Origin of the sequence: Streptomyces alboflavus (genome assembly GCF_000716675.1) — a bacterium.
Lineage (GTDB): Bacteria > Actinomycetota > Actinomycetes > Streptomycetales > Streptomycetaceae > Streptomyces > Streptomyces alboflavus.
This window is the reverse complement of the sequence record NZ_JNXT01000033.1, coordinates 68384-89403: the sequence shown is the minus strand read 5'-3', so window position 1 is coordinate 89403 and position 21020 is coordinate 68384. Positions and strand designations below refer to the sequence as shown.

Below are 21020 nucleotides of genomic sequence, written 5' to 3'. Positions count from 1 at the left end.
GGGTCTGCACCGGCCTCCGGGTCTGCACCGGCCTCCGGGTCTGCACCGGCCTCCGGGTCTGCACCGGCCTCCGGGTCTGCACCGGCCTCCGGGTCCGCACCGGCCCCCGAGCTCGCGTCGGCCCCCGAGCTCGCGTCGGCCCCCGAGACCGAGCTGGCTCCCGAGCCCGTGTCGGCCTTCGAGCCCGCGTCGGCCCCCGAGCCCGACCCAGCCCCCGAGCCCGCGTCGGCCTCCAGGTCCGCCCCGGCCCCCCGCCCAGGGAACCCCCACCCCTCCGGCAGCGGCCCCCCGCCGTCCTCCACCGACACCCGCGGCGCGGGTATGCGTGGTGCGCCACCGCCGGTGCGTCCCGCTGCCCCCGGGGGCTCCTCGCCGTCCGGGCGGCCCGTGTTGTCGTCCTCGTACGGGTCCGGCTGGTCGGGCCTGGTCACAGTGCTCTCCCGTAGCCGTGGGCTCCGGTGTCGGTGGGCTCGTCGGTGGGCGCGATGTCGTGTGCGGTGGAGAGGAGCTGGAGGCCGAGGCGGAGCCTGCGGCGGGCCTCGTCCTCGGTGACGCCGAGGTCCGCGGCGGTCTGGCGATAGTCCCGGCGCTGGAAATAGGCCAACTCCAGGGCGGCACGCAGCGGGGCGGGCATGGCCGTGACGATGTAGTCGGCGCGGGCGGCGGCGGAGGCGCGGCGGACCGTGCGCTCCAGGTCCTCGGTGGTGCCCTCGCCGCCCCGGGCGAGCGCCGCGGACTCGGTCTGGCGCAGCCGGCGCACGGCCTGCTGGTGGGCGAGCATGGCGATCCAGGAGCGCAGCGGGCCCTGCTTGGGGTCGTACGCCTCGGGGTTCTCCCAGACGTGGGTGAAGACCTCGCGCGTGATGCGGTCGGCCGCCGCCACGTCGCCGAGGACGCGGTGCGCGAGGCCGTGCACCAGCGACGCGAAGTGGTCGTACAGCTCCCCGAGCGCGGCTGCCTCTCCGTGCGCCAGGCGCTGCTGCATGCGGCGGTCCCAGCGACGCGGCGCGTCCTTCGGCATGCGGCCCCCTCGTGCGCTCGCCGTCTTCAGTCCCTCACCCTCACCGTTACATCGAATGTAGTCGGCGGCACTGACAGCGCACCGCCCTTTCCCCGCGCTTTCCCGTTCTTTGCGGCAATGCGGGCCCCGGCGGGGCCGTGGATGATATTGAACTCGGCCGCCGTCACCGGCCCGCTTCCGGGGCGTGTGGGGCTCTGGTGTTTCATGGAAGAGCCGTGGGGCAGCCGCGAAAGAGGAACCGAAGGAGCTGCTTCCGGATCAGTCGGCATCGGTCGGCAGCAGTCGACGAGAGTCGGATCCACGGACGAGAGGCTGACGCGTGGCGCTGAAGGTGGCCGTGGGCGAGCAGGGCGACTGGGTCGTGCTGCGGGTGTCGGGGGAGATGGACCTCCTGGCGTCACCCGTGCTGCGCCAGCGCGTGCACGACGCCGTGGCCGAGGGCCGCCGCAGTCTGGTCCTCGACCTGTCCGACGTGTTCTTCTGCGACTCCAGCGGCGTCGGCGTGCTGATCACCACGCGCCGTCTGATGCGCTCCTGCCGCGGCCGGCTGCGCCTGATCCTGCCCGCCCAGGGCGCCGTCGACGGCTCGCACGTGAACCGCGTCCTCGCCGCCCTCGGCGTACGCCGCCTCTTCGAGGTGTATCCGGACGCCGAGTCGGCCGTCGACGACAGCGCCGCGCCGCTGACCGCGTAGGTCCGCGCGGCCGGGCCGGAGGACAAGCGGAGGGCAACGGAGCCCCACGTCCCGGTCAAGATCGCGATGCTGATACAACCGTCCCGAGCGGATGCCCCGACCGGCGCGCGCCGCGGCGGGATCGCGCCCGTGACACACCTGTGTCCCGGAATTCCAGCGGTCTTGGCACAGGCGTCGCTTTTCCGCCTCCCGGCGGGCGGCGGCGTCGTACGCTCCTGGACAGATACCTGTAGTACGGCCGCCCGGCCCAGGTCGCGGCGGCCGACCCCCCCAACCGCATGAGAAGTGAGGCGGCCCGAAGACCATGGACAGTGCCGAGTACGAACGCAGGATCGCGGCCCGTTTCGCCACCTTCGACCAGGACGGCAACGGCTACATCTCCCGTGAGGACTTCAGCACGGCGGCCAAGGCGCTGCTCGCGGAGTTCGGGGTGACGGCGCGGTCCGAGAAGGGCCAGGCCCTCTACAGCGGGGCCGAGGCGTTCTGGCAGGGCATGGCGGGCATCGCCGACCGGGACGGCGACCAGCGGATCACGCGGGAGGAGTTCGTCGGCGGCGCCGTGAAGCGGCTGCGGGACAACTCCGCGCGGTTCGCGGAGATCGCCCGGCCGTTCCTGCACGCGCTGATCGCCCTGGCGGACGGCGACGCCGACGGCTCGGTCACCGGCGCGGAGGTCGAGCGGGTCCTCCGGGTCCTCGGCGTGCAGCCGGGCGTCGCCGCGCAGGCCGCCGCCGACCTGGGCACGGTCACCGAGGACCAGGCGGTCAGCGCCTTCGCCTCGTACTTCACGGTTCCCGAGTAGCCCGGGCAGGACGTACGACCACGGTTCCCGAGGGGCACGCGCGCACCCGCGCGCGTGCCCCTCACCTCATCCCGAGTCACTCCGCATAGCGCTCCCGCAACTTGTACTTGAGGACCTTCCTCAACGCCTCGTTGCGGGGCAGCGCCGTCACCAGCTCCAGGCGCTCCGGCAGCTTGTGCACGGACAGGCCCTGGCCGCGCAGGTACGCGGTGGCCTCCGGGAGCGTCAACGCGGGGGCGTCCGGGGCCCGTTCCACGACCGCGCACACCCGCTCGCCGCGCTCGGCGTCCGGCAGGCCGATCACGGCCACGTCGGCCACCGCCGGGTGGGTGTGCAGCAGGTCCTCGATCTCCTTGGCGGAGATGTTCTCGCCCTTGCGGATGATGATGTCCTTGGCGCGGCCCGTGAGTACCAGGTGCCCCGACTCCCGTACGTGCCCGAGGTCCCCGGTGATCAGGAACCCGTCCGCGTCGAAGGCGGCCCGGGTGGCGGCCGCGTCCAGATAGCCCGCGCAGACGGCCTCGCCGCGCAGCCGCACCTCGCCGTCGGTGCCGGCCGGCAGCTCCTTGCCGTCGGCGTCGGTGATGCGGATCTCCATCCCGGCGGGCGGGCGCCCCTCCGTGGTGGCCAGGTGCTCGGCGCTGTCGTCGGGGTCGCCCATCGTGATCATCGGGACTTCGGTCATGCCGTAGCCGTGCGTCAGTTGGCAGCCGAGTTCGGTCACGACGGCGTGGTAGATGTCGGGCGGCTTGGGGGCGCCGCCGCCCGCGAGCAGGCGGAGCGTGGGGATCAGCGGTTCGGCGGGCCGCGCGCGCTGCTGGGTGAGGAACATCGAGTAGAACGCGGTGGAGCCGCCCGCGACCGTCACCCCGTGCCGCCGGTAGCCGGCCAGCGCGTCCGGCAGCGCGAAGTGCTCGAACATGACGGCCGGGAAGCCGTACAGGAGCAGCATCACCGTGTAGTCGGGGCCCGCGATGTGCGCGAAGGGGAAGGCCATCGAGCCGACGTCGGCGGGGGTGAGGCGCAGCGCGTGCGCGAGGCAGGAGCCGCCCGCGATCAGGGAGCGGTCGGTGTGCAGGACGCCCTTGGGGTCGGACGTCGTCCCCGAGGTCCAGTAGATCCAGCGCACCGCGCGGCCGTCGGTGGGCGGCGGGGGCAGGATGCCGGGGTCGCCTTCGGGGAGTTCGTCGTACGCGGTGAACACGCCGCGCGCGCCGAGCCGCCGGGCGAGAGCGGTGTGGTCGAAGCCGCGCCACACCCCCGGCACGGCGAAGTACGCGGCCTTCGACTCCCGCAGCGCGAAGCCGACCTCGCGGTCCCGGTAGAAGGGGATCACGGGCGACTGGACGGCGCCGACGCGGGCGAGCGCGAAGGACAGGACGGCGGTCTCGATCCGCGTCGGCAACTGCCAGGCGACGACCGTCCCGGGCCGCACCCCCATCCCGTACAGGCCCGCCGCCACCCGCTCGCAGGTGTCCCGCAGTCCGCCGAAGGTGAGGACGCGGTCGGCGACGGGGTCGGCGGCGGCCTGGATGAGGGCGGGGGTGTCCGGGGTGAGGGCGGCGCGGCGTTCGATCAGCTCCCAGAGCGTTCCGCAGTCGCTCAGGGCGTGGGCGGTGTCGTCGTGCACGGCGGCCCCCTCGTGGTCGCGTTGGTGCCCGGGACAGTAGTTCTGACGGGTTGTCAGATAGTGCCGTGAGCGTAGAGCCCCGCTCCTTGTCGGTCCAGAGGTGCGGGGCTAGCCTGCTCCTGACGATCCGTCAGAAATGGTCGGGTGAGGGGACCTCGATGGACCTGACGTACACGGAGGAAGAGGAAGACTTCCGGGCCGGGCTGCGGGCCTGGCTCGCCGAGGTGCTGCCGAAGCTCCCCGGGAAGCCGTCGCCCGACGACTGGCCGGGACGGCGGGCGTACGACACCGCGTGGCAGCGGACGCTGTACGACGCTGGCTACGGAGAGGTGCACTGGGACGCGTCCCCGACCCGACGGCTGATCTTCCTGGAGGAGACGGAGAAGGCGGGCGCCCCCTATGTCGGCGCCAACTTCGTCGGCCTGCTGCACGCAGGACCCACCATCGCCTCCGAAGGCACCGCCGAGCAGCGCGAGCGGTGGCTGCCGCCGATGCTGCGCGGCGACGAGGTGTGGTGCCAGGGCTTCAGCGAACCGGACGCCGGATCCGACCTCGCGTCGCTGCGCACGCGCGCGTGGAGGGACGGCGACGACTACGTAGTGAGCGGTTCGAAGATCTGGACCTCGCACGCGGAGGTCGCCGACTGGTGCGAACTCCTGGTGCGGACCACCCCCGTGAGCGCGGACGTGCCCAAGCACCGGGGCATCACCTGGCTCGCGCTGCCCATGGACGCGGCCGGGATCACCGTGCGCCCGCTGCGGACCCTCGCGGGCTCCGCCGAGTTCGCCGAGGTGTTCCTCGACGAGGTGCGGGTGCCCGTCGCGAACCGCGTGGGCGCCGAGAACGACGGGTGGCGCGTGACCATGGTGACCCTGTCGTTCGAGCGGGGCACGGCCTTCGTGGGGGAGGTCGTGGCCTGCCGCAGGCTGCTCGGCGACCTCGCCCGCGCGGCGCGCGCCAACGGACGCTGGGACGACCCGGTCCTTCGGCGCGGGCTCGGGCGCCTCAGCGCCGAGTTCGCCGCCCTGTGGCGGCTCACCCAGTGGAACGTCAGCGAGGCCCAGCGCACCGGCGGGGTGCCCGGCGTCGGCGGCTCGGTCTTCAAGCTGCGCTACTCGCACGCCCGCCAGGAGCTGTACGACACGGCGGCCCAGGTGCTCGGCCCCGGCGCCCTCGACCTCGACGAGCCCTGGACGCGCGAGCGCCTCTCCTCGCTGTCGTACACCATCGCCGCCGGGACCTCGCAGATCCAGCGGAACATCGTCGCCGAGCGGATCCTCGGCCTGCCGAAGGGCCGGTGAGCGGCGCATGGACTTCCAACTCGACGAGGACCAGCGGGCGTTGCGGCGCGGGCTGCGGGACGTGCTCGAAGGGCGGTTCGGGCGGGACGCGCTGCGGGCCGCCGTCGACGCGCCCCGCCTCGACCGGGAGCTGTGGCGGGCGCTCGGCGACGCCGGGTTCTTCGCGCTCTGCCTGCCCGAGGACGCGGGCGGCGTCGGACTTGGCCTTCCCGAGGCCGTGTTGGCCTTCGAGGAGGCGGGCCGGGTGCTGCTGCCCGGGCCCGCCGTGGCGACGTTCCTCGCGGCCGGTGAGGTCGCGGGCGCCGCCGAGGGGAAGACGGTCGTCACCGCCGTCGCCGGGCCGTTCGTGCCGTGTCTTGAGGAGGCCGACGTGGTGCTCGGGGACGCGGCGGGGGCGGTGGCCCTGCGGTCCGTCGACCCGCTGACGCCGCTGCACCGGGTACCGGAACGCGCGCCGGGCGGGGACGCGCGGGACCTGCCCGGCGGGGAGGCCCAGGGCCCCCGTGCCGTCCTCCTGCGCGCCGCCGAACAGCTCGGCTCCGCCGCCCGCACCGGCGAACTCGCCGTCCAACACGCCCGGCAACGAGAACAGTTCGGCGGCCCCGTCGGCCGCTTCCAGGCCGTGCAGCACCTGTGCGCCGACATGCTGGTCCGCGCGGAGCTGGCCCGCGTCGCCGTGTACGCCGCCGCCGTCACCGGCGACCCCCTCGAAGCCGTCGGGGCCCGGCTGCTCGCCGACGACGCCGCCGTACGCAACGCCCGTGACTGTCTGCAAGCGCACGGTGGCATGGGGTTCACCTGGGAGTCCGACGTCCATCTGCATCTGAAGCGGGCGTGGGTGCGGGCGGGGCTCGGCGGGGGCGCGGCGGAGGCCGAGGAGGCGCTGGCGGCGGCGCTGTGAGGGGTCCGGTGCGGGCGGACGGGGGTGCGCCACGGGGCTGGTTTCATGATCGACTTGTGCGGCCGGGAAAAGGCGGTAAGGCTACTTAGCGTCGCACCGAGCGTCGATATCGGGTTGTGTCCTAGGCGTGACTCGTCACGACGCGGAGTCGGCGCCCGGCTCCGGTACCTTGTGTCAGATGCGAGAGGTCCTGAGGCCGGGCTGTGCCGGTGTTGCCCCTGAGGCAACTCCGTGCCTGGTAACGCGCTCCTCTCGCCGCGCAGGACGAGGCCGAGCGCCCGCCTGTTCGACACCCTGCGGCGCGCGTCGCACAGTATGCCGCACGCGTACTCCTTCACGCTGGAATATGCCCGAAGCGCTTGTTGGGGTGACTGAACGTCAACCATGCTGTCTCTCAAGGGTTTCACGTTCTGTGACCTTGTGGAGTCACGAGGCGATGTGTCCGCCGGTTCGGATGGTGTGAGCGGTGCAGGTGCTTCAAGTTCAGCTGGAAGTCGGTCCCGATCCCGCGGAAGTGGGCCGGGCCCGCAGATGGGCCCGGTCACGGCTCGCCGGGTCGGGTATAGCTGCCGACGAGCCGGTGGCCGAGACGCTGATCCTGCTGATCTCGGAGCTGGTCACCAACGCCGTTGTGCACACCGGCTGTCCGGCGGTCCTGCGCATGCTGCTGCCCGGAGTCCCCGCCGACGAGCCCGGCACCGTCCGCGTCGAGGTCGCCGACCGCAGCACCCGCCCGCCCCGCCCCCGGCACGCCGAGGGCGACGACACCAACGGCCGCGGCCTGGAGCTGGTCGACGGGCTCGCCGACCGCTGGGGCTGGCGGCACGAGGGCACCGGCAAGAGCATCTGGTGCGAGGTCGACCGGTGCGAGGCGGGCACCCCCGCCGTCACCTTCGACGGAACCACCCACGAGGACGTCGCGTACGAAGCGGTGTAGCGCGCCCGCACCGGCCGCGCGGGAACCCGCGTGACCCTGCTGCGAACCCGAGGGGCCTCGCGTACGAAACCGTACGAGCTCACCCGCGAACCCGCGTGACCCCGCGTACGAACCCGTGTGACCCCAGGGGCGGAACCGTGTCACCCCCGGCCGCCCCCGCTCCCCGTCTGCCCCGCTCCGCCTCCGCCCGCCGCCCCGCGCGCCCGCGCCGCCCGGTGTGCCGTCGCATGCGCCGTTCCGTGCCCCGATGCGCGGCCGTGCGCGGGCAGGGGTAAAAGCCGCAAACCCCATAAATCCCCGACTCGGTGTTGACGTACCGTGACCAATTGATCACGCTTGTGTGCAGCGATTCGCCGCGAGGGGACGCCGAGGGGCGCTGGCGCCTGTGGCCCGGTCCTTGGCGAGGTGCGGGTCGTGATTCGGCGTGGCGCTCCTTCAGGGCAGAAGGGGGGCGGGGGCTCGTACGCCGGAGCCGGATGGCGGCGCGCGGTACAGCGCTCGGGGCGGGCGCCGACGCGCCGCCACCCGAACTCCGACCCGGAGGTCCATGCTCGGACCCGGGTGCCCGAGGGTCACGGCTCAGAAGATCGCGACCGGCGCCACCGGTCCGCCTGTCGCGCCCGTGAAGGGCTCCGGCGTCGCCGACAGCAGGAAGTTGTGGCGGCGCTCTTCTCCACAGGCTGTGGACAACTCTTCGAGATTCCAGTTCTGCCCCTGCGGCATGCCCATCTCGACCAGGTCCAGGGCGTGCACCGGCAGCCACAGGTTCTCGATCTCCGGCGGGAAGATCTCGAAGGTGAGCGTGTCGTTGGCGACGGCCGCCACGTCCCGCGCGTGGAACCACTCCGGCGTCCGCACCGAGAGACCCGGCGACGGATAACCGTAACCGCGCCGGTCACCCGCCAGATACGCCCGGACGTGCCCCGTCCGTACGAGGACGACGTCCCCGGCGCCGACGGTGACGCCCCCGAACTCCGCCGCCTCGTCCAGGTCTTCGGGAGTCACCGCGTGCGCCGCGGGCAGCCGGTCGACGCCCTTGGCGCGGGCCACGTCGAGCAGGACGCCCCGCGACACGACGGACGCGGCCGTCCCGATGCCGCTGAAGCGGGCGCCCCCGTGTGCGGTGATCGTGTCCGCCGGGCGGCCGTTGTAGATCACGCCCGAGTGCGAGACGTGCGGCAGGGCGTCCCAGTGCGTAGCCGCCTGCAGGCCCATCGTGACGGTGTCGTCGCTGGTCGCGACCGAACCGGGCCCGAAGAGCGGCTGGTTGATCTGCACCATCGTGTGCAGCGGATTGACGCGGCCCGGGATCGATCCGGTCTGCACGCCGTCCCGGCGCAGCGGCAGCGCGAGCGGCACCCGGCGGCCCGAGCGGACCGTGGCGGCCGCCACGCGCACCACCGCGTCGGTGATCAGGTTCAGGGTGCCGATCTCGTCGTCGGCGCCCCAGCGGCCCCAGTTGTTGACGCGCTCGGCGATGTCGGCGAACTCGGGCGGCATGGACGGGGCGGAGGGCGCGGCCGGGGCGGCCGCGGGGTCGGACGGCGCTGACATGAGTGCTCCCCGGGGCTTGTCTTCCGGTGTCTGACGGGTCATAAAATCTAACGGTCCGTCAGAAACCGCGGGAAGGGGCCGGTGTGGGGAACTTCTTGGCAGGCAAGGTGGTCGCCGTCACCGGCGCCGGACGGGGCATCGGCAGGGCGGTCGCGCTCGCCGCGGCGGCCGAGGGCGCGAAGGTCGTCGTCAACGACTACGGGGTGTCCGTCGAGGGCGCCGAGCCCACCAGCGAGGTCGCCGCGGCCGTCGTCAAGGAGATCGAGGCGGCGGGCGGCGACGCCGTGGCCGTCGCGGACGACATCTCCACGATGGCGGGCGGCCAGCGGATCGTGGACGTGGCGCTCGCCCGCTACGGGCGCGTCGACGGCGTCGTGTGCGTGGCCGGGATCCTGCGCGAACGCATGCTGTTCAACATGGCGGAGGAGGAGTGGGACCCCGTCCTCGCCACCCATCTGAAGGGCACCTTCACCGCCTTCAGGGCCGCGTCCGCCGTCATGCGCAAACAGGGCCACGGCACCCTCGTCGGCTTCACCAGCGGCAACCACCAGGGCTCCGTCGCCCAGGCCAACTACAGCGCCGCCAAGGGCGGCATCATCTCCCTGGTCCGCAGCGCCGCCCTCGGCCTGCACAAGTACGGCATCACCGCCAACGCCGTCGCCCCCGTCGCCCGCACCCGGATGTCCGCGAACGTCCCCATGGTGCTGACGGAGATCGGCGACCCCGAGGACGTGGCCGCGCTCGTCGTCTACCTGCTCAGCGACCGCGCGCGCCAGGAGCGGATCACCGGCCAGGTGTACACGATCGCGGGCCCGAAGATCGCCGTCTGGGCGCAGCCGCGCGAGCTGCGCGCCGGGTACGCCGAGGGCGGCTGGACGCCGGAGCGGATCGCGGAGTTCCTGCCCGGGACGGTCGGCACGGACCCGATGCCGCTCCTGACGAAGCTGGAGGAGATGGCGCGGGCGGCGGCGGCCAAGGAGCGGCCCAACGCGGGGGCTCCGCCGGGGGGCAGGCCGGGTGCCGCGGGCTCCGGGGCGGGGACGGCCTCCGGCCCGGGGGCTGGTACGGCTTCCGGCTCGGGCGGCGGTACGGCTTCTGGCTCGGGGGCTGGTACGGCTTCCGGCTCGGGCGGCGGTACGGCTTCCGGCTCGGCCTCCGTCCCAGGTGCGGGCGCTGGTCCCGGTACGGGCTCCGGACCCGGTGCCGCCCCCGCGTCCTCCTCCCGGCCCGACGCCTAGGCCGCGCCGTGGACTTCGAGTTCGGGACCGCGGACGAGGCGTTCAGGCGTCAGGCGCGGGCGTGGCTCCAGGAGCGGCTGACCGGGGAGTTCGCGGGGGCCGCGGGGCGCGGTGGGCCCGGCAGCGAGCACGAGCGCGGGGACGTGCGGCGGGCGTGGGAGCGGGAGCTGGGGCGTGGCGGGTGGATCGGCATCGGCTGGGACACGGGCCGGAGTGCCGACCGGGGCACGGGCCGGGACACGGGCCGGAGTGCCGACCAGGGCGCGGGCCGGGACACGGGCCGGGGCGTCGACCGGGCCGCGTACGGCGTCCGGCGGGCCACGCTGACCCAACAGGTCGTCTGGGCCGAGGAGTACGCGCGCGTGCGCGCGCCGGGCCGCTGCGGCCACATCGGCGAGAACCTGCTCGCGCCCACCCTCCTCGCGCACGGCAGCAAGGAGCAGCAGGACGAGTTCCTGCCGGGCATCGCCCGCGGCGAGACCCTGTGGTGCCAGGGATACAGCGAGCCCGGCGCCGGATCCGACCTGGCGGGCCTGCGCACCACGGCCGTGCGGGACGCCGACGGGACGTACCGCGTCACCGGACAGAAGATCTGGACGTCCCTCGCGCACGAGGCGGACTGGTGCTTCGTCCTGGCGCGCACCGAGCCGGGATCGCGCCGCCACCACGGCCTGTCCTTCCTGCTCCTGCCCATGGACCAGCCCGGCCGGATCGAGGTGCGTCCGATCCGGCAGCTGACCGGCACGAGCGAGTTCAACGAGGTGTTCTTCGACGGGGCACACGCGCGCGCCGCCCACGTCGTCGGTGGCGAGGGCAACGGCTGGCGGGTCGCCATGGGGCTGCTCGGCTTCGAGCGCGGGGTGTCCACGCTGGCCCAGCAGATCGGCTTCACCGAGGAGTTGGGACGGGTCGTACAGGAAGCGCTCGGGGCCGGGACGGCGGCGGCGGACCCGGTGCTGCGGGACCGGCTCGTGCGGCAGTGGGCGGAGCTGCGGGTGATGCGGTGGAACGCGCTGCGGACGCTGGGGAACGGCGGCGGGGTCGCGGGTGCGCCCAGCGTCGCGAAGCTGCTGTGGGGCGGCTGGCACCAGCGGCTCGGCGAGCTCGCGATGGCCGTGCGGGGGAGCGCCGCCGCCGTCGGGCCGACGGACTGGAGCACCGATTCCCCGTACGAACTGGACGCGCTCCAGCGCCTGTTCCTGTTCTCGCGCGCCGACACGATCTACGGGGGTTCGGACGAGATCCAGCGGAACATCATCGCCGAGCGGGTGCTCGGACTGCCGAGAGAGGCCAAGGGGCCGGTGAGGGGTACGCCATGAGAGGCGTGGTGTTCGACGGGGCGCGGGTCGAGGTCGTCGACGACCTGGAGATACGCGACCCGGGACCCGGGGAGGTCCTGGTCGCCGTCGCGGCCGCCGGGCTGTGCCACAGCGACCTGTCGGTGATCGACGGCACCATCCCGTTCCCGCCGCCCGTGGTGCTCGGGCACGAGGGCGCGGGCGTCGTCGAGGCGGTCGGCGCGGGCGTCGAGCACGTCGCGCCCGGCGACCACGTGGCCCTGTCCACCATCGCCAACTGCGGGGCCTGCGCGCACTGCCACCGGGGCCGCCCCACCATGTGCCGCAAGGCCATCGGCATGCCCCAGCAGCCGTTCTCGCGCGCGGGCAAGCCGCTCTACCAGTTCGCCGCGAACTCGGCGTTCGCCGAACGCACCCTCGTCAAGGCCGTGCAGGCCGTCCGCATCCCCAAGGAGATCCCGCTGACCTCGGCCGCCCTCATCGGCTGCGGCGTCGTCACCGGCGTCGGCGCCGCGCTCAACCGCGCGCGGGTCGCGTACGGGGACTCCGTCGTCGTCATCGGCACGGGCGGCATCGGCCTCAACGTCCTCCAGGGCGCGCGCATCGCCGGAGCCACGACCGTCGTCGCCGTCGACGCCAACCCCGAGAAGGAGGCGGTGGCGCGGCAGTTCGGCGCCACGCACTTCTTGTCGTCGGCAAAGGGCGTGCCGGACATCCTGCCGAACGGCGCCGACCACGCCTTCGAGTGCGTCGGCCGCGTCGAGCTGATCCGCCAGGCCGTCGACCTCCTCGACCGGCACGGCCAGGCCGTCCTGCTCGGCGTGCCGCCCGCCACGGCCGAGGCGTCGTTCCTCGTCTCGTCCCTGTTCCTGGACAAGTCGATCCTCGGCTGCCGCTACGGCTCGGCGCGCCCGCAGCGCGACTTCGCGCTGTACGCCGACCTGTACCTGTCCGGGCGGCTGCTCCTGGACGAGCTGGTGACGCGGACGTATCCGGTGGCGGAGTTCGCGGCGGCGCGGGCGGACGCGGAGGCGGGGAAGGTGGCGCGGGGGGTCCTTGTCTTCTGAACGACCGGCCCCGCCACCGAGTTCCGACCCTCATCAGCTCCCTCATCAGCTCCCTCTTTCGCTCGCGGGAAAAGCCGTGGGGCGATGTCAGTGGGGTGCCCTACCTTCGTACGCATGAGCTATCGCGAGATCGCGTCACGGGGGACCCTCACCTGGGCCGTCGTGGCCGTGGGCGCCCGGATGCCCGTGGCCATGGCGCCCCTCGCCGTGGTGTTCCTGGTGCGCGAGCGAGAGGGCGGGTACGCGCTGGGCGCGATCCTGGCCGCGGTGTACGTGATCGGCGAGATCGTGGGGGCGGCGCTCCTGGGGATGCGGATGCGGCCCGAGCGGGCGCGGCCGCAGCTGGCCGTCGGCCTCGGGGTGGGCACGGCGGGCTTCGCGGCGCTGGGCGCGCTGCCGGACGCGCCCGCCGTGGTGCTCGCGGCCTGCGCGTTCGTGGCGGGCGGTGCGCCCGGTGCGGCGCCCGGCGGGCTGCGCGCGATCCTCAACAGCCTGGTGCCCGAGCGGGCCGTGGCGCAGGCCATGTCCGCCGAGTCCGTCCTGGTCTTCGGCATATGGGCGATCGCGCCCGCGGCCGTCACGGGCCTCGCGCTCGGTGTGGCGCCCGGCCTGCCGCTGCTCCTGGCCGCCGCCCTGATGGGGCTCTCCGTGGCCGGGCTCTGGCTGCTGCCCGCCGGCTGGAAGGCGGACGAGTCCGACCGGGACGGTGAGCCGATGCTGCGCATCCTGGCCCGCGCCTGGCCGGTGTACGTGACGGGGGCGGCCGGCCTGTCGCTGCTCGCCCTCGCGGAGCTGGTGCTGCCCGCGCTCCTGGAGCAGCGCGAGATATCCGTCGGCATGTCGGGGCCGCTGCTCGCCGGGCTCGCGGTGAGCTCGGCGGCCGGTTCGTTCGTGTACGGGCTGCGGAGGTGGCCCGGCCGTCTTCGGACGCAGAGCCTGGTGTGCATGCTCGGCGTCAGCGGCTGCCTCGCCGCCGTCGCCGTCCTGCCCACAGCCGCCTGGCTGGCCGTCGGCCTGGCCTGCGCCGGTTTTCTCCAGGCGGGCTCGATGCTCACCCGCAACCTGACCCTGCGCGAGGTCCTGCCCCCGAGCGCGCTCGCGGCGGGCTATTCCCTGATGTACGCGGCGGTGGGGGCGGGGTACGCCGTCAGCGGGTCCATGGCCGGGGCCCTCCTCAGCGTCACGACTCCGTCGACGGCGATCCTGGCGGGGGTCGCGTTGACGGTGGTCCTGACGCTGGTGGGGACGTTGGCGGAAGTGCGGCCGGGGCCGGTGGGCGGTGGGGGGCTCGCGGCGGCTTCGGGGGGTGGCGCCGTGGGTTCGGTGGCGGCGAAGGTGGCGGTCGAGGGCGGGGGCGAGGGCGAGGTGGACGGCGTGGTGGAGGCGGAGAGGCCGGGGTCGGAGCGGCGGTGCTGAGGCCCCGTCCCGGGGAGGTCGCCGGGCTCGGCTCGGTGTGTGTGGCGGCAGTTCGCCTGTGTGCTCGGTCGGCGGTGCGGCCCGGCCCGGCCCGTTGCCCCGCGGGTGCGGGGACCGCTCGTCGCGCTTGAGCGTGGAGGTGCAGAGCCGGGGATCACCCCCGCTGTGCGGGGACTAGATGTTGACCTCCGTGCAGGCGTTGCACGGGTCGGGGCCACCCCTGCGGTTCGCAGGGGCCACACGCAGGCCGTGCGGTTGGTGCCCTTACCGGCAGGATCACCCCCGCGCGCGGGGACCACCTCGTGCGGAGGTCTGCTCGGCGAACCGCTCGGGGAGCACGCCTGCGTGCGCAGGGACCACTACTCCCACGCGGTGCCCTTCGGCTTGTTGGGTGGAACACCCCCGCACGTGCGGGGACCACGCCGAGTGTTATGTCGGGCACTACGGCAACGGGGGACCACCCCCGCACACGCGGGGACCACCCGATCCGGCCCAGCATCTCGAAGGGCGTCATCGGACCACCCCCGCAGGCAGCGGGGACCGCCCCGGGATCAGCCCCTTGACGAAGTCCTTAACGGGACCACCCCCGCACGTGCGGGGACCACGCCACCTGCCCGCCGGACAAGAAGTGGCACCTGGGGCCACTCCCGCACGCGCGGGGACCACTCGTCCGGGTTGGCACGGACCTGGATACGGCCGGGACCACCCCCGCAGGCAGCGGGGACCACAACATCCTGGCCGACGAGCCGCGGCTCAAGACGGGATCACCCCCGCACCGCGCGGGGACCAGGGGAACCCAGCCCCGGGGCTCAACCCGCCGACGCCGCCTCCGACTTCGCCGCCCGCCACTCCGGGGCGAGGACCGACCAGATCTCCTCGTCGTGCCGCTGCCCCCGGTACAGATGGCTCTCCCGGAGGACGCCGTCGCGGGTCATGCCGAGGCGGCGGGCGACGGCGATGCTGGGGGCGTTGGCCGAGGAGACCCACCAGTCCACGCGGTGGATGCCGCGGTGCTCGACGGCCCAGTCGATGAGGGTGCGGGCGGCCCGGGTCACCAGGCCCTTGCCGGCCGCCGCGGGCTCCAGCCAGCAGCCCGCCTCGGCGGTGCCGTTGGCCACGTCCATGGTGCGCAGGATGACCGCGCCGACCAGCTCGCCGTCCAGGTGGATGCCGCAGATCCGGCCGGTGTCGGCGGCGGCCTTGTCGGCGTACGCCTGGAGGTAGGCCCGGCTGGAGGCCAGGTCGTGGACGACGTCCGGGAGGCCGTTGTGCCGCCCGATGAACTCCCGCCCCCGGTCGATGTGGGCCAGGAACTCCTCGGCCTGCCAGGGCTCCAACGGACGCAGCTCCGCGCCGTCGGCACCCAGGGATATCGCGAACATGCTCGGTACCCTCCCCGTGATCCTTGCTTCCCTGTTTCCCTCGTGTCCCCATTATCGGCGCGCGTCCTCCGCTAGGGGCGCGCGTCCTCCGCCCGGAACGTCCGCCGGTACGCCGTCGGCGTCACCCCGAGCGCCGCCTGCAAGTGCTGCCGCATCGACTGCGCCGTACCGAACCCCGCGTCCCGCGCGACCTGGTCGACCGACAGGTCGCTGTCCTCAAGCAGATGCCGCGCCCGCTCCACCCGCTGCCGGGTCAGCCACTGCCCGGGGCTGACCCCGACCTCCTCGCGGAAGCGCCGCGTGAAGGTGCGCACGGACATCGCCTCCTGCTCGGCCATGTCCCGCAGCTGGATCGGCTCGTCCAGGCGCCCGAGCGCCCACGCCCGCGCCCGGCTGGTCGTCGCCAACTGGGGCTCGGGGATGGGCCGTTGGATGTACTGGGCCTGTCCGCCGTCGCGGTGCGGCGGTACGACGGTGCGCCGGGCCACCTCGTTGGCGACGGCGGTGCCGTGGTCACGGCGTACCAGATGCAGACACAGGTCGATCCCCGCAGCGACCCCCGCCGAGGTCAGCACGTCGCCGTCGTCGATGAACAGCACGTCCGCGTCGACCTTGATCCGCGGGAAGAGACGCTGGAAGTGGTCCGCCGACGACCAGTGCGTGGTCGCGGGCCGCCCGTCCAGCCAGCCCGCGGCGGCGAGGACGTAGCCGCCGGTGCAGATGGAGACGAGGCGGGCGCCGGGCCGCAGCCGGGCGAGGGCGGCGGCCAGCTCGTCGGTGAGGCGGCCGTGCTCGTACACGGGCCCCAGCTCGTACGAGGCGGAGACAACGAGGGTGTCCGCATCGGCCAGCGCCTCCGGGCCGTGCTGGACGAGGATCGCGTAGTCCGCGTCCGTGCGGACGGGGCCCGGCGGCCGGACGGAGCAGGTCACGACGTCGTACAGCTGCTCGCCCGCGGCGTTCCGCGCCCGCCCGAAGATCCGCTGCGGAATGCCGAGCTCGAAGGGGATGACGCCGTCGAGGGCGAGGACGACGACGCGGTGGCGCCGCGCCCGTGCGGGCCGCGCGGGCGCGCCCTGCTCCTGGACCTTGGCCATGGTCATGGCCCGATCCTAGCGAATGCTGTCCTTCGGGCCACTCGATGGCGGTGGCCGCGACTGCGGATGCTGTGTGACGTGAACGAGACAACCGATCCGCGGGTGCGGAGTGCCGGGGCGGCTCGGCCTGAGCTGTCGAAGTCGCCGCAGAAGCAGGCGCAGGCGCGGTCGCCGCACGCGCCGCAGCCCGGGGGGCCGGGGGAGCCAGGGGGCCCGGGGGGTCCGGGGGAGCCGCGGGAGCCGCGGGAGCGGGACGGTGGCGGCCGGAGGCGGATGTTCCGGATCCACCGGGCCTGGTTCGTCGCCGCCGTCGCCTTCGTGACGATCATCGGCGGCGCCGCCTTCAACTCCCTGCCGGGCCTGCTCATCGACCCGCTGCACGAGGAGTTCGCCTGGTCGCGCGGCGAGATCGGCTTCGCGGTCTCGATCGACATGGCGCTGTACGGCCTGACCGCGCCGTTCGCCGCCGCGCTGATGGACCGCTTCGGCATCCGCAAGGTCGTGGTGACGGCGCTGAGCCTGGTCGCGGCGGGCGCGCTGCTCAGCGTATGGATGACGGCGAGCTGGCAGCTGATGCTCTACTGGGGCCTGCTCGTGGGCCTCGGCACCGGATCGATGGCCCTCGCCTTCTCGGCGACCGTCACCAACCGCTGGTTCGTGGCGCGGCGGGGCCTGGTGACGGGCATCCTGACGGCGGCGGGCGCCTCCGGCCAACTGGTGTTCCTGCCGCTGTGCGCTTGGATCGTGGACGAGCACGGGTGGCGCCCGGCGTCGGTGACGGTCGCGCTGGCGGCGCTGGTCGTGGTGCCGTTCGTGTGGCTGCTGCTGCGGGACCATCCGGCGGACGTCGGACTCGCGCCGTACGGAGGGGAGTTCACGCCGAAGCCGCCGCCCACGCGCGGCGCGGCGCGGCGGACGCTGCGGGTGCTCGCGGACGCGGCCCGGACAGGCCCCTTCTGGCTCCTGGCGGGCTCGTTCGCGATCTGCGGCGCCTCGACGAACGGCCTGATCCGCACGCACTTCGTACCGTCGGCGCACGACCACGGCATGCAGATCACGGCGGCGGCCTCGCTGCTGGCCGTCATCGGGATCTTCGACGTGATCGGCACGATCGCGTCCGGCTGGCTGACGGACCGCTTCGAGTCCCGCCGCCTCCTCGCGGTGTACTACGGCCTGCGCGGCATCTCCCTGCTCTTCCTGCCGATGCTGCTCGCGCCGACCGTGCACCCGCCGATGGTCTTCTTCATCATCTTCTACGGCCTCGACTGGGTCGCCACGGTCCCGCCGACGCTGGCGCTGTGCCGCGAGCACTACGGCGAGGACAGCGCGATTGTCTTCGGCTGGGTCCTGGCGTCGCACCAGGTCGGCGCGGCGGTGGTGGCGTTCCTGGGCGGGGTGGCGCGGGACGTCTTCGGGAGCTACGACGTGGTCTGGTACGCGTCCGGGGCGCTGTGTGCGGCGGCGCTGATGGTGCTGGTGATCCGGCGGCGGGGGGTGGGGGAGGCGGAGCTGGTGGCGTGAGGCGGCCTACTTCCCTCCGTGGGGCGTGAAGTCGCCGAACGCGCCGCGGTGGAAGAGGAGGGGTGCGCCCTCGCCCTCGCCGCTTCCCTCGGCCGTGCCGAGCGCCTCGACACGGCCGACGACGATGAGGTGGTCGCCGCCGGTGTGCACGGCGTGCACCACGCAGTCGATCCAAGCCGGGGCGCCCGCGAGCCGGGGCGACCCGGTGGCCGGGGCGGCGTCGTACTCGACCCCCGCGAACTTGTCCGCCCCGCTGACCGCGAAGGCCCGGCACAGGTCGCCCTGCCCGGCCCCCAGGACGTTCACGCAGAAGACGCCCGCGCGGGCGATGCGGGGCCAGGTGGTGGAGGTGCGGGCGACCATGAAGGAGACGAGGGGCGGGTTGAGGGAGAGGGAGGCGAAGGACTGACAGGCGAAGCCTGCGGGGCCCGCCGGGGGCGCGGGGAGCGGTGGGGTCGGCGGGGCCGAGGGGGCTGCGGTTGCCGCGGTGGTCCCTGCGGTGCCCGCCGGAGCCGAAGCGGTCGACGGGGCCGACGGGGTCGCCGGGGCCGTCACCACCGTCACGCCGGTCGCGAAGTGCCCGAGTACCCGGCGGAATTCGGCCGCGTCGACCGGTGCGCGCTCGTCCTCGCGGACGGCCCGCAGATGGGGCCGAGGCAGGGCCTCGACCGGCTGGGCGGCGGTGGTCGGGGCCCCGACCGACCGGAGGTACCGGACGACGGTGGCGGCCATCCCTGCGTGTCCCATCATGGAACCATTGAACCTGACGCCCCGTCAGATCGGAACCCCCGCAGGTACGGTACGTGGAACTGCCCCGCGCCTAGGGGTGGTACAGCTTCCGGGCGCGCCCGGCGTCGAGGCCCCCGCCCTCGGGCACCGCCAGGAACCACTCCCGCTGCCAGGCCTGAGTGCGCTCAGCCTGACGGCTGGTGGTGACGACCCACGGCGGGTAGACGCGGAAGGCCCGCTTCCCGCCCACCCCGCCCTTGGACACGATGCCGCGTGCGCGGAGCACGTCACGAGTGAACACGAACTGCCCGAAGTGCTCCCCGTCGACCTGTTCGCCGTCGCGGGTGCTGACGACGAACAGGTCGACGGGGTCCGCCTCGTCGAAGGGCCGGATGGGCCCTTCCTCGGACCGCTGCCACACGGTGACGAACTGGCCCACCTTGGTGGGCGTCGTCTTGGCGACACGGAACCGCACGTCCAGCCCGTCCAAGGTGAACGTGTGCGCCCCGTACTCGGCACTCTCGGCCTCGGGCACCGGCTGGGAACAGGTGAAGCCGAGGGGGTCGTAGAGGAGCGCCCTGGCGGCGAGGAGATCGTCGTGGAGAGGGCCGAGGGCGGCCCAGGGGGCGGACGGGTGGGGGCCGGGAGCTGGGGGTTCCCCGGGTTTCGCTGACATCCGTCCATCTTGTCAGCTTGCTGGGGCTGGTTCGTTTGGAGGCGGGGTGGGGCTGGTATCCCCGCATGCGCGGGGACCACGACTCGGAGGAGACTCCGTGCCACTGCCCGGCGGGACCACCCCCGCACGCGCGGGGACCACATGACGGATTTCGCCCACCCGGTGATCGTGCTTGGGCCACCCCCGCACCCGGGACCACGGTGGGCTGAAGGGCAGGGTGGGGAAGACGACGGGACCACCCCGCACGCGCGGGGACCACCTGGTCGACTGCATCACGATGAAGGCCGCCGCGGGACCACCCCCGCACGCGCGGGGACCACAGGCCGCGACCTGCGGCTTTATGTGGCTGCTAGCCCGTTTCTCTTCGCTTCTTGTGATACCGGTATTTCGCTCCTGAAGTCGCAAATCCGTACACCCTGTGCGCATAAGGCACACGCCACTCAGCCGCCCGGAATTGTCGTAAGCATTTCAGCTGAGGCAGGCCTATTTCTATCGTTCGCGCCGCTCCGCCGGTCGTCATTCGTCCACCAAGCCCGGGTCCCTGGGGCAGCGCGCCCGGGCCGGTGTGCGCGAGGCAAGTACTGCACGAGGGAAGTGCTGTGCGAGACGTCCCGAGCCAACCGCTCGCTCAACGCGCCTGCAGGGCCTCGTGCTTCATCGTCGGAGTCGTCTCGCATGGGCCCGTCTGGCAGAGCGCGCACTCCGCCGCGGTCGGAGCCGCGCCTGGGGCCTTGTGGCACGGTGGGCAAGTGCGTGTGTGTCTGGGGAGAGAGAGCCGTAGATGCCGTCGAGGCTCACGCCCTGGCCCGGCCAGATCGTATCTGGGGGGGGGCCGACGCGGACGTTGCCTCATCGGCGCCCGTCAGTAGGACGTCCGTCGCGGGTGCGAGGAAGGCTCGTGCGGCCACGGCCACGTCGGTCACGTCGGCCGCGGCCACCCCTTGTCGGCGGCAAGCCGAGCCGCACGTACGGCTCGGCGCAGGCGCACGCTCTCGCCGCACTCGGCGCTGACACAGCACACCAGGCAGGCGTCGAGGTGGCGGAGGTGGATCCGGTACAGCTCGTCCGCGCGCGACGCGAGGTGGTCGGTGGTGGTCACTGTCCCTCCGTTCCCGGGGCAGGCGCGACGGCCAGGAGCGCGGAGAGGGGCGCGGGGGCGCACAGGCTGCCCCGGCGGGGCGGGGGCACGGACCAGTACGTGACGGGGGACACCGGTGGGCCGATGCGGGGCACCGCCAGGTAGGTGCCGGTCCCGAGTCGGTCCTCCGCTCCCGGCCAGGGGGCGTCCGGCGCCACGAGGGCGTAGTAGAAGCCGCTGCCGGTGCGCGTGGCACGGATGACGGGCCCACGCAGCCGCGCGGCCAGGACCTCCGCCACCGTCTTGGGCTCGGAGCTGCCCACCGCGTCGTGGATGCGCTGAGCGGGGACGCGTACGGCGTCGAAACGTACGCCGAGAGGCAGGAGCGCGACACCGTGAAGCGCCCACTCGGACTCCACCTGCCGTGGCAGCGGGTGCGCCTTCGCGAACCAGACCGCGGCTGCGCGATCGTCCCGCGCACCGGGCGCCGCCCCGGAGCCCACCGCTGCGCTCATGTCGACCATGTCGGCTCCTTCGCGAGCGGTCGCGCCCCGGAGCCGGTCGTACGGACTCGGGGGTCGTCGTATCCGCCGACCGTACGAGTGCGCAGGGCCGCGCCACCAGCGATGTGCATTTATGTCCACAGAGCTCAATTAGCCCAGTGTGATGGCTACTTCG

General features: G+C 73.6%; 18 protein-coding genes and 2 pseudogenes. 10 read left to right on the top strand and 10 right to left on the bottom strand.

Annotated elements, in window-relative coordinates:
• Together OO63_RS42385 and OO63_RS24090 are read right to left on the bottom strand one after the other, a co-directional pair.
• A pseudogene (locus OO63_RS42385) lies at positions 1–431 on the bottom strand (hypothetical protein); the annotation flags it as partial.
• Positions 428–1021, bottom strand: coding sequence for a sigma-70 family RNA polymerase sigma factor (locus tag OO63_RS24090; protein WP_030361541.1), 594 nt, complete (start codon positions 1019–1021; stop codon positions 428–430). The gene OO63_RS24090 and the pseudogene OO63_RS42385, both read right to left, overlap by 4 nt.
• A 319-nt stretch (positions 1022–1340) precedes the next feature.
• On the opposite strand from OO63_RS24090, the gene OO63_RS24085 reads away from it, so the two are divergent.
• Positions 1341–1715, top strand: a complete 375-nt coding sequence (locus tag OO63_RS24085; RefSeq protein ID WP_030361542.1) for an STAS domain-containing protein — start codon at positions 1341–1343, stop codon at positions 1713–1715.
• A 304-nt stretch (positions 1716–2019) separates the two neighbouring features.
• Positions 2020–2517 (top strand): EF-hand domain-containing protein, encoded by a 498-nt coding sequence (locus OO63_RS24080; RefSeq protein ID WP_030361543.1) that lies wholly within the window; start codon positions 2020–2022, stop codon positions 2515–2517.
• A gap of 76 nt (positions 2518–2593) precedes the next feature.
• Here OO63_RS24080 and OO63_RS24075 read toward each other — a convergent pair whose 3' ends face one another.
• Positions 2594–4147 carry a class I adenylate-forming enzyme family protein gene (locus OO63_RS24075; RefSeq protein WP_030361544.1) on the bottom strand — a complete coding sequence of 518 codons (1554 nt, stop codon included), beginning with the start codon at positions 4145–4147 and terminating at the stop codon, positions 2594–2596.
• Between the two features lie 158 nt (positions 4148–4305).
• On the opposite strand from OO63_RS24075, the gene OO63_RS24070 reads away from it, so the two are divergent.
• The 3 genes from OO63_RS24070 (at position 4306) to OO63_RS24060 (ending at position 7286) form a co-directional block, all read left to right on the top strand.
• On the top strand, positions 4306–5448 hold the full coding sequence (locus OO63_RS24070) for an acyl-CoA dehydrogenase family protein (RefSeq protein WP_030361545.1): 1143 nt from the start codon (positions 4306–4308) through the stop codon (positions 5446–5448).
• 7 nt (positions 5449–5455) lie between these two features.
• Positions 5456–6349 carry an acyl-CoA dehydrogenase family protein gene (locus tag OO63_RS24065; protein WP_030361546.1) on the top strand — a complete coding sequence of 298 codons (894 nt, stop codon included), beginning with the start codon at positions 5456–5458 and terminating at the stop codon, positions 6347–6349.
• A 466-nt stretch (positions 6350–6815) separates the two neighbouring features.
• Positions 6816–7286, top strand: coding sequence for an ATP-binding protein (locus OO63_RS24060; RefSeq protein ID WP_078619323.1), 471 nt, complete (start codon positions 6816–6818; stop codon positions 7284–7286).
• A 579-nt stretch (positions 7287–7865) separates the two neighbouring features.
• Here the strand turns inward: OO63_RS24060 and OO63_RS24055 are convergent.
• A complete protein-coding gene (locus tag OO63_RS24055; RefSeq protein WP_051811134.1) occupies positions 7866–8840 on the bottom strand; it encodes a cyclase family protein in 975 nt (324 codons plus the stop codon).
• Positions 8841–8923: 83 nt separating this feature from the next.
• Between OO63_RS24055 and OO63_RS24050 the strand changes: the two are divergent.
• The 4 genes and pseudogenes from OO63_RS24050 to OO63_RS24035 form a co-directional block, all read left to right on the top strand.
• Positions 8924–9832, top strand: a pseudogene (locus tag OO63_RS24050) (SDR family NAD(P)-dependent oxidoreductase); the annotation flags it as partial.
• A gap of 254 nt (positions 9833–10086) precedes the next feature.
• On the top strand, positions 10087–11397 hold the full coding sequence (locus OO63_RS24045) for an acyl-CoA dehydrogenase family protein (RefSeq protein WP_030361550.1): 1311 nt from the start codon (positions 10087–10089) through the stop codon (positions 11395–11397).
• Positions 11394–12443: a Zn-dependent alcohol dehydrogenase gene (locus tag OO63_RS24040; RefSeq protein WP_030361551.1), complete on the top strand. Its 1050-nt coding sequence runs from the start codon at positions 11394–11396 to the stop codon at positions 12441–12443. Before OO63_RS24045 ends, OO63_RS24040 begins: the two co-directional genes overlap by 4 nt.
• A gap of 114 nt (positions 12444–12557) precedes the next feature.
• A complete protein-coding gene (locus OO63_RS24035; protein ID WP_051811133.1) occupies positions 12558–13859 on the top strand; it encodes an MFS transporter in 1302 nt (433 codons plus the stop codon).
• Positions 13860–14668: 809 nt separating this feature from the next.
• On the opposite strand, the gene OO63_RS24030 is transcribed toward OO63_RS24035, so the two are convergent.
• A complete protein-coding gene (locus tag OO63_RS24030) occupies positions 14669–15241 on the bottom strand; it encodes a GNAT family N-acetyltransferase (RefSeq protein ID WP_030361553.1) in 573 nt (190 codons plus the stop codon).
• Positions 15242–15312: 71 nt separating this feature from the next.
• The gene (locus tag OO63_RS24025; protein WP_051811132.1) at positions 15313–16344 is read right to left on the bottom strand and encodes a GlxA family transcriptional regulator; all 1032 of its coding nucleotides are present in this window, start codon (positions 16342–16344) and stop codon (positions 15313–15315) included.
• A 60-nt stretch (positions 16345–16404) separates the two neighbouring features.
• Between OO63_RS24025 and OO63_RS24020 the strand changes: the two genes are divergently transcribed.
• On the top strand, positions 16405–17859 hold the full coding sequence (locus OO63_RS24020) for an MFS transporter (protein WP_199819536.1): 1455 nt from the start codon (positions 16405–16407) through the stop codon (positions 17857–17859).
• 6 nt (positions 17860–17865) lie between these two features.
• On the opposite strand, the gene OO63_RS24015 is transcribed toward OO63_RS24020, so the two are convergent.
• The 4 genes from OO63_RS24015 to OO63_RS24000 all read right to left on the bottom strand — a co-directional run bounded on the left by OO63_RS24015 (position 17866) and on the right by OO63_RS24000 (position 20866).
• A complete protein-coding gene (locus OO63_RS24015) occupies positions 17866–18609 on the bottom strand; it encodes a flavin reductase family protein (protein ID WP_078619322.1) in 744 nt (247 codons plus the stop codon).
• A gap of 70 nt (positions 18610–18679) precedes the next feature.
• Positions 18680–19264: a MepB family protein gene (locus OO63_RS24010; protein WP_030361557.1), complete on the bottom strand. Its 585-nt coding sequence runs from the start codon at positions 19262–19264 to the stop codon at positions 18680–18682.
• A gap of 919 nt (positions 19265–20183) precedes the next feature.
• A complete protein-coding gene (locus tag OO63_RS24005) occupies positions 20184–20363 on the bottom strand; it encodes a hypothetical protein (protein ID WP_030361558.1) in 180 nt (59 codons plus the stop codon).
• Positions 20360–20866, bottom strand: coding sequence for a hypothetical protein (locus tag OO63_RS24000; RefSeq protein ID WP_051811130.1), 507 nt, complete (start codon positions 20864–20866; stop codon positions 20360–20362). Before OO63_RS24000 ends, OO63_RS24005 begins: the two co-directional genes overlap by 4 nt.
• Positions 20867–21020: the final 154 nt, after the last annotated feature.

Bases quoted from the DNA above. Each gene is read 5' to 3' on its own strand.
- OO63_RS24020 (WP_199819536.1), top strand. From the start codon at position 16,405: ATGCTGTGTGACGTGAACGAGACAACCGATCCGCGGGTGCGGAGTGCC.
- OO63_RS24015 (WP_078619322.1), bottom strand. From the start codon at position 18,609: ATGATGGGACACGCAGGGATGGCCGCCACCGTCGTCCGGTACCTCCGG.
- OO63_RS24070 (WP_030361545.1), top strand. From the start codon at position 4,306: ATGGACCTGACGTACACGGAGGAAGAGGAAGACTTCCGGGCCGGGCTG.
- OO63_RS24055 (WP_051811134.1), bottom strand. From the start codon at position 8,840: ATGTCAGCGCCGTCCGACCCCGCGGCCGCCCCGGCCGCGCCCTCCGCC.
- OO63_RS24025 (WP_051811132.1), bottom strand. From the start codon at position 16,344: ATGACCATGGCCAAGGTCCAGGAGCAGGGCGCGCCCGCGCGGCCCGCA.
- OO63_RS24065 (WP_030361546.1), top strand. From the start codon at position 5,456: ATGGACTTCCAACTCGACGAGGACCAGCGGGCGTTGCGGCGCGGGCTG.
- OO63_RS24030 (WP_030361553.1), bottom strand. From the start codon at position 15,241: ATGTTCGCGATATCCCTGGGTGCCGACGGCGCGGAGCTGCGTCCGTTG.
- OO63_RS24000 (WP_051811130.1), bottom strand. From the start codon at position 20,866: ATGGTCGACATGAGCGCAGCGGTGGGCTCCGGGGCGGCGCCCGGTGCG.
- OO63_RS24010 (WP_030361557.1), bottom strand. From the start codon at position 19,264: ATGTCAGCGAAACCCGGGGAACCCCCAGCTCCCGGCCCCCACCCGTCC.
- OO63_RS24040 (WP_030361551.1), top strand. From the start codon at position 11,394: ATGAGAGGCGTGGTGTTCGACGGGGCGCGGGTCGAGGTCGTCGACGAC.
- OO63_RS24090 (WP_030361541.1), bottom strand. From the start codon at position 1,021: ATGCCGAAGGACGCGCCGCGTCGCTGGGACCGCCGCATGCAGCAGCGC.
- OO63_RS24080 (WP_030361543.1), top strand. From the start codon at position 2,020: ATGGACAGTGCCGAGTACGAACGCAGGATCGCGGCCCGTTTCGCCACC.
- OO63_RS24035 (WP_051811133.1), top strand. From the start codon at position 12,558: ATGAGCTATCGCGAGATCGCGTCACGGGGGACCCTCACCTGGGCCGTC.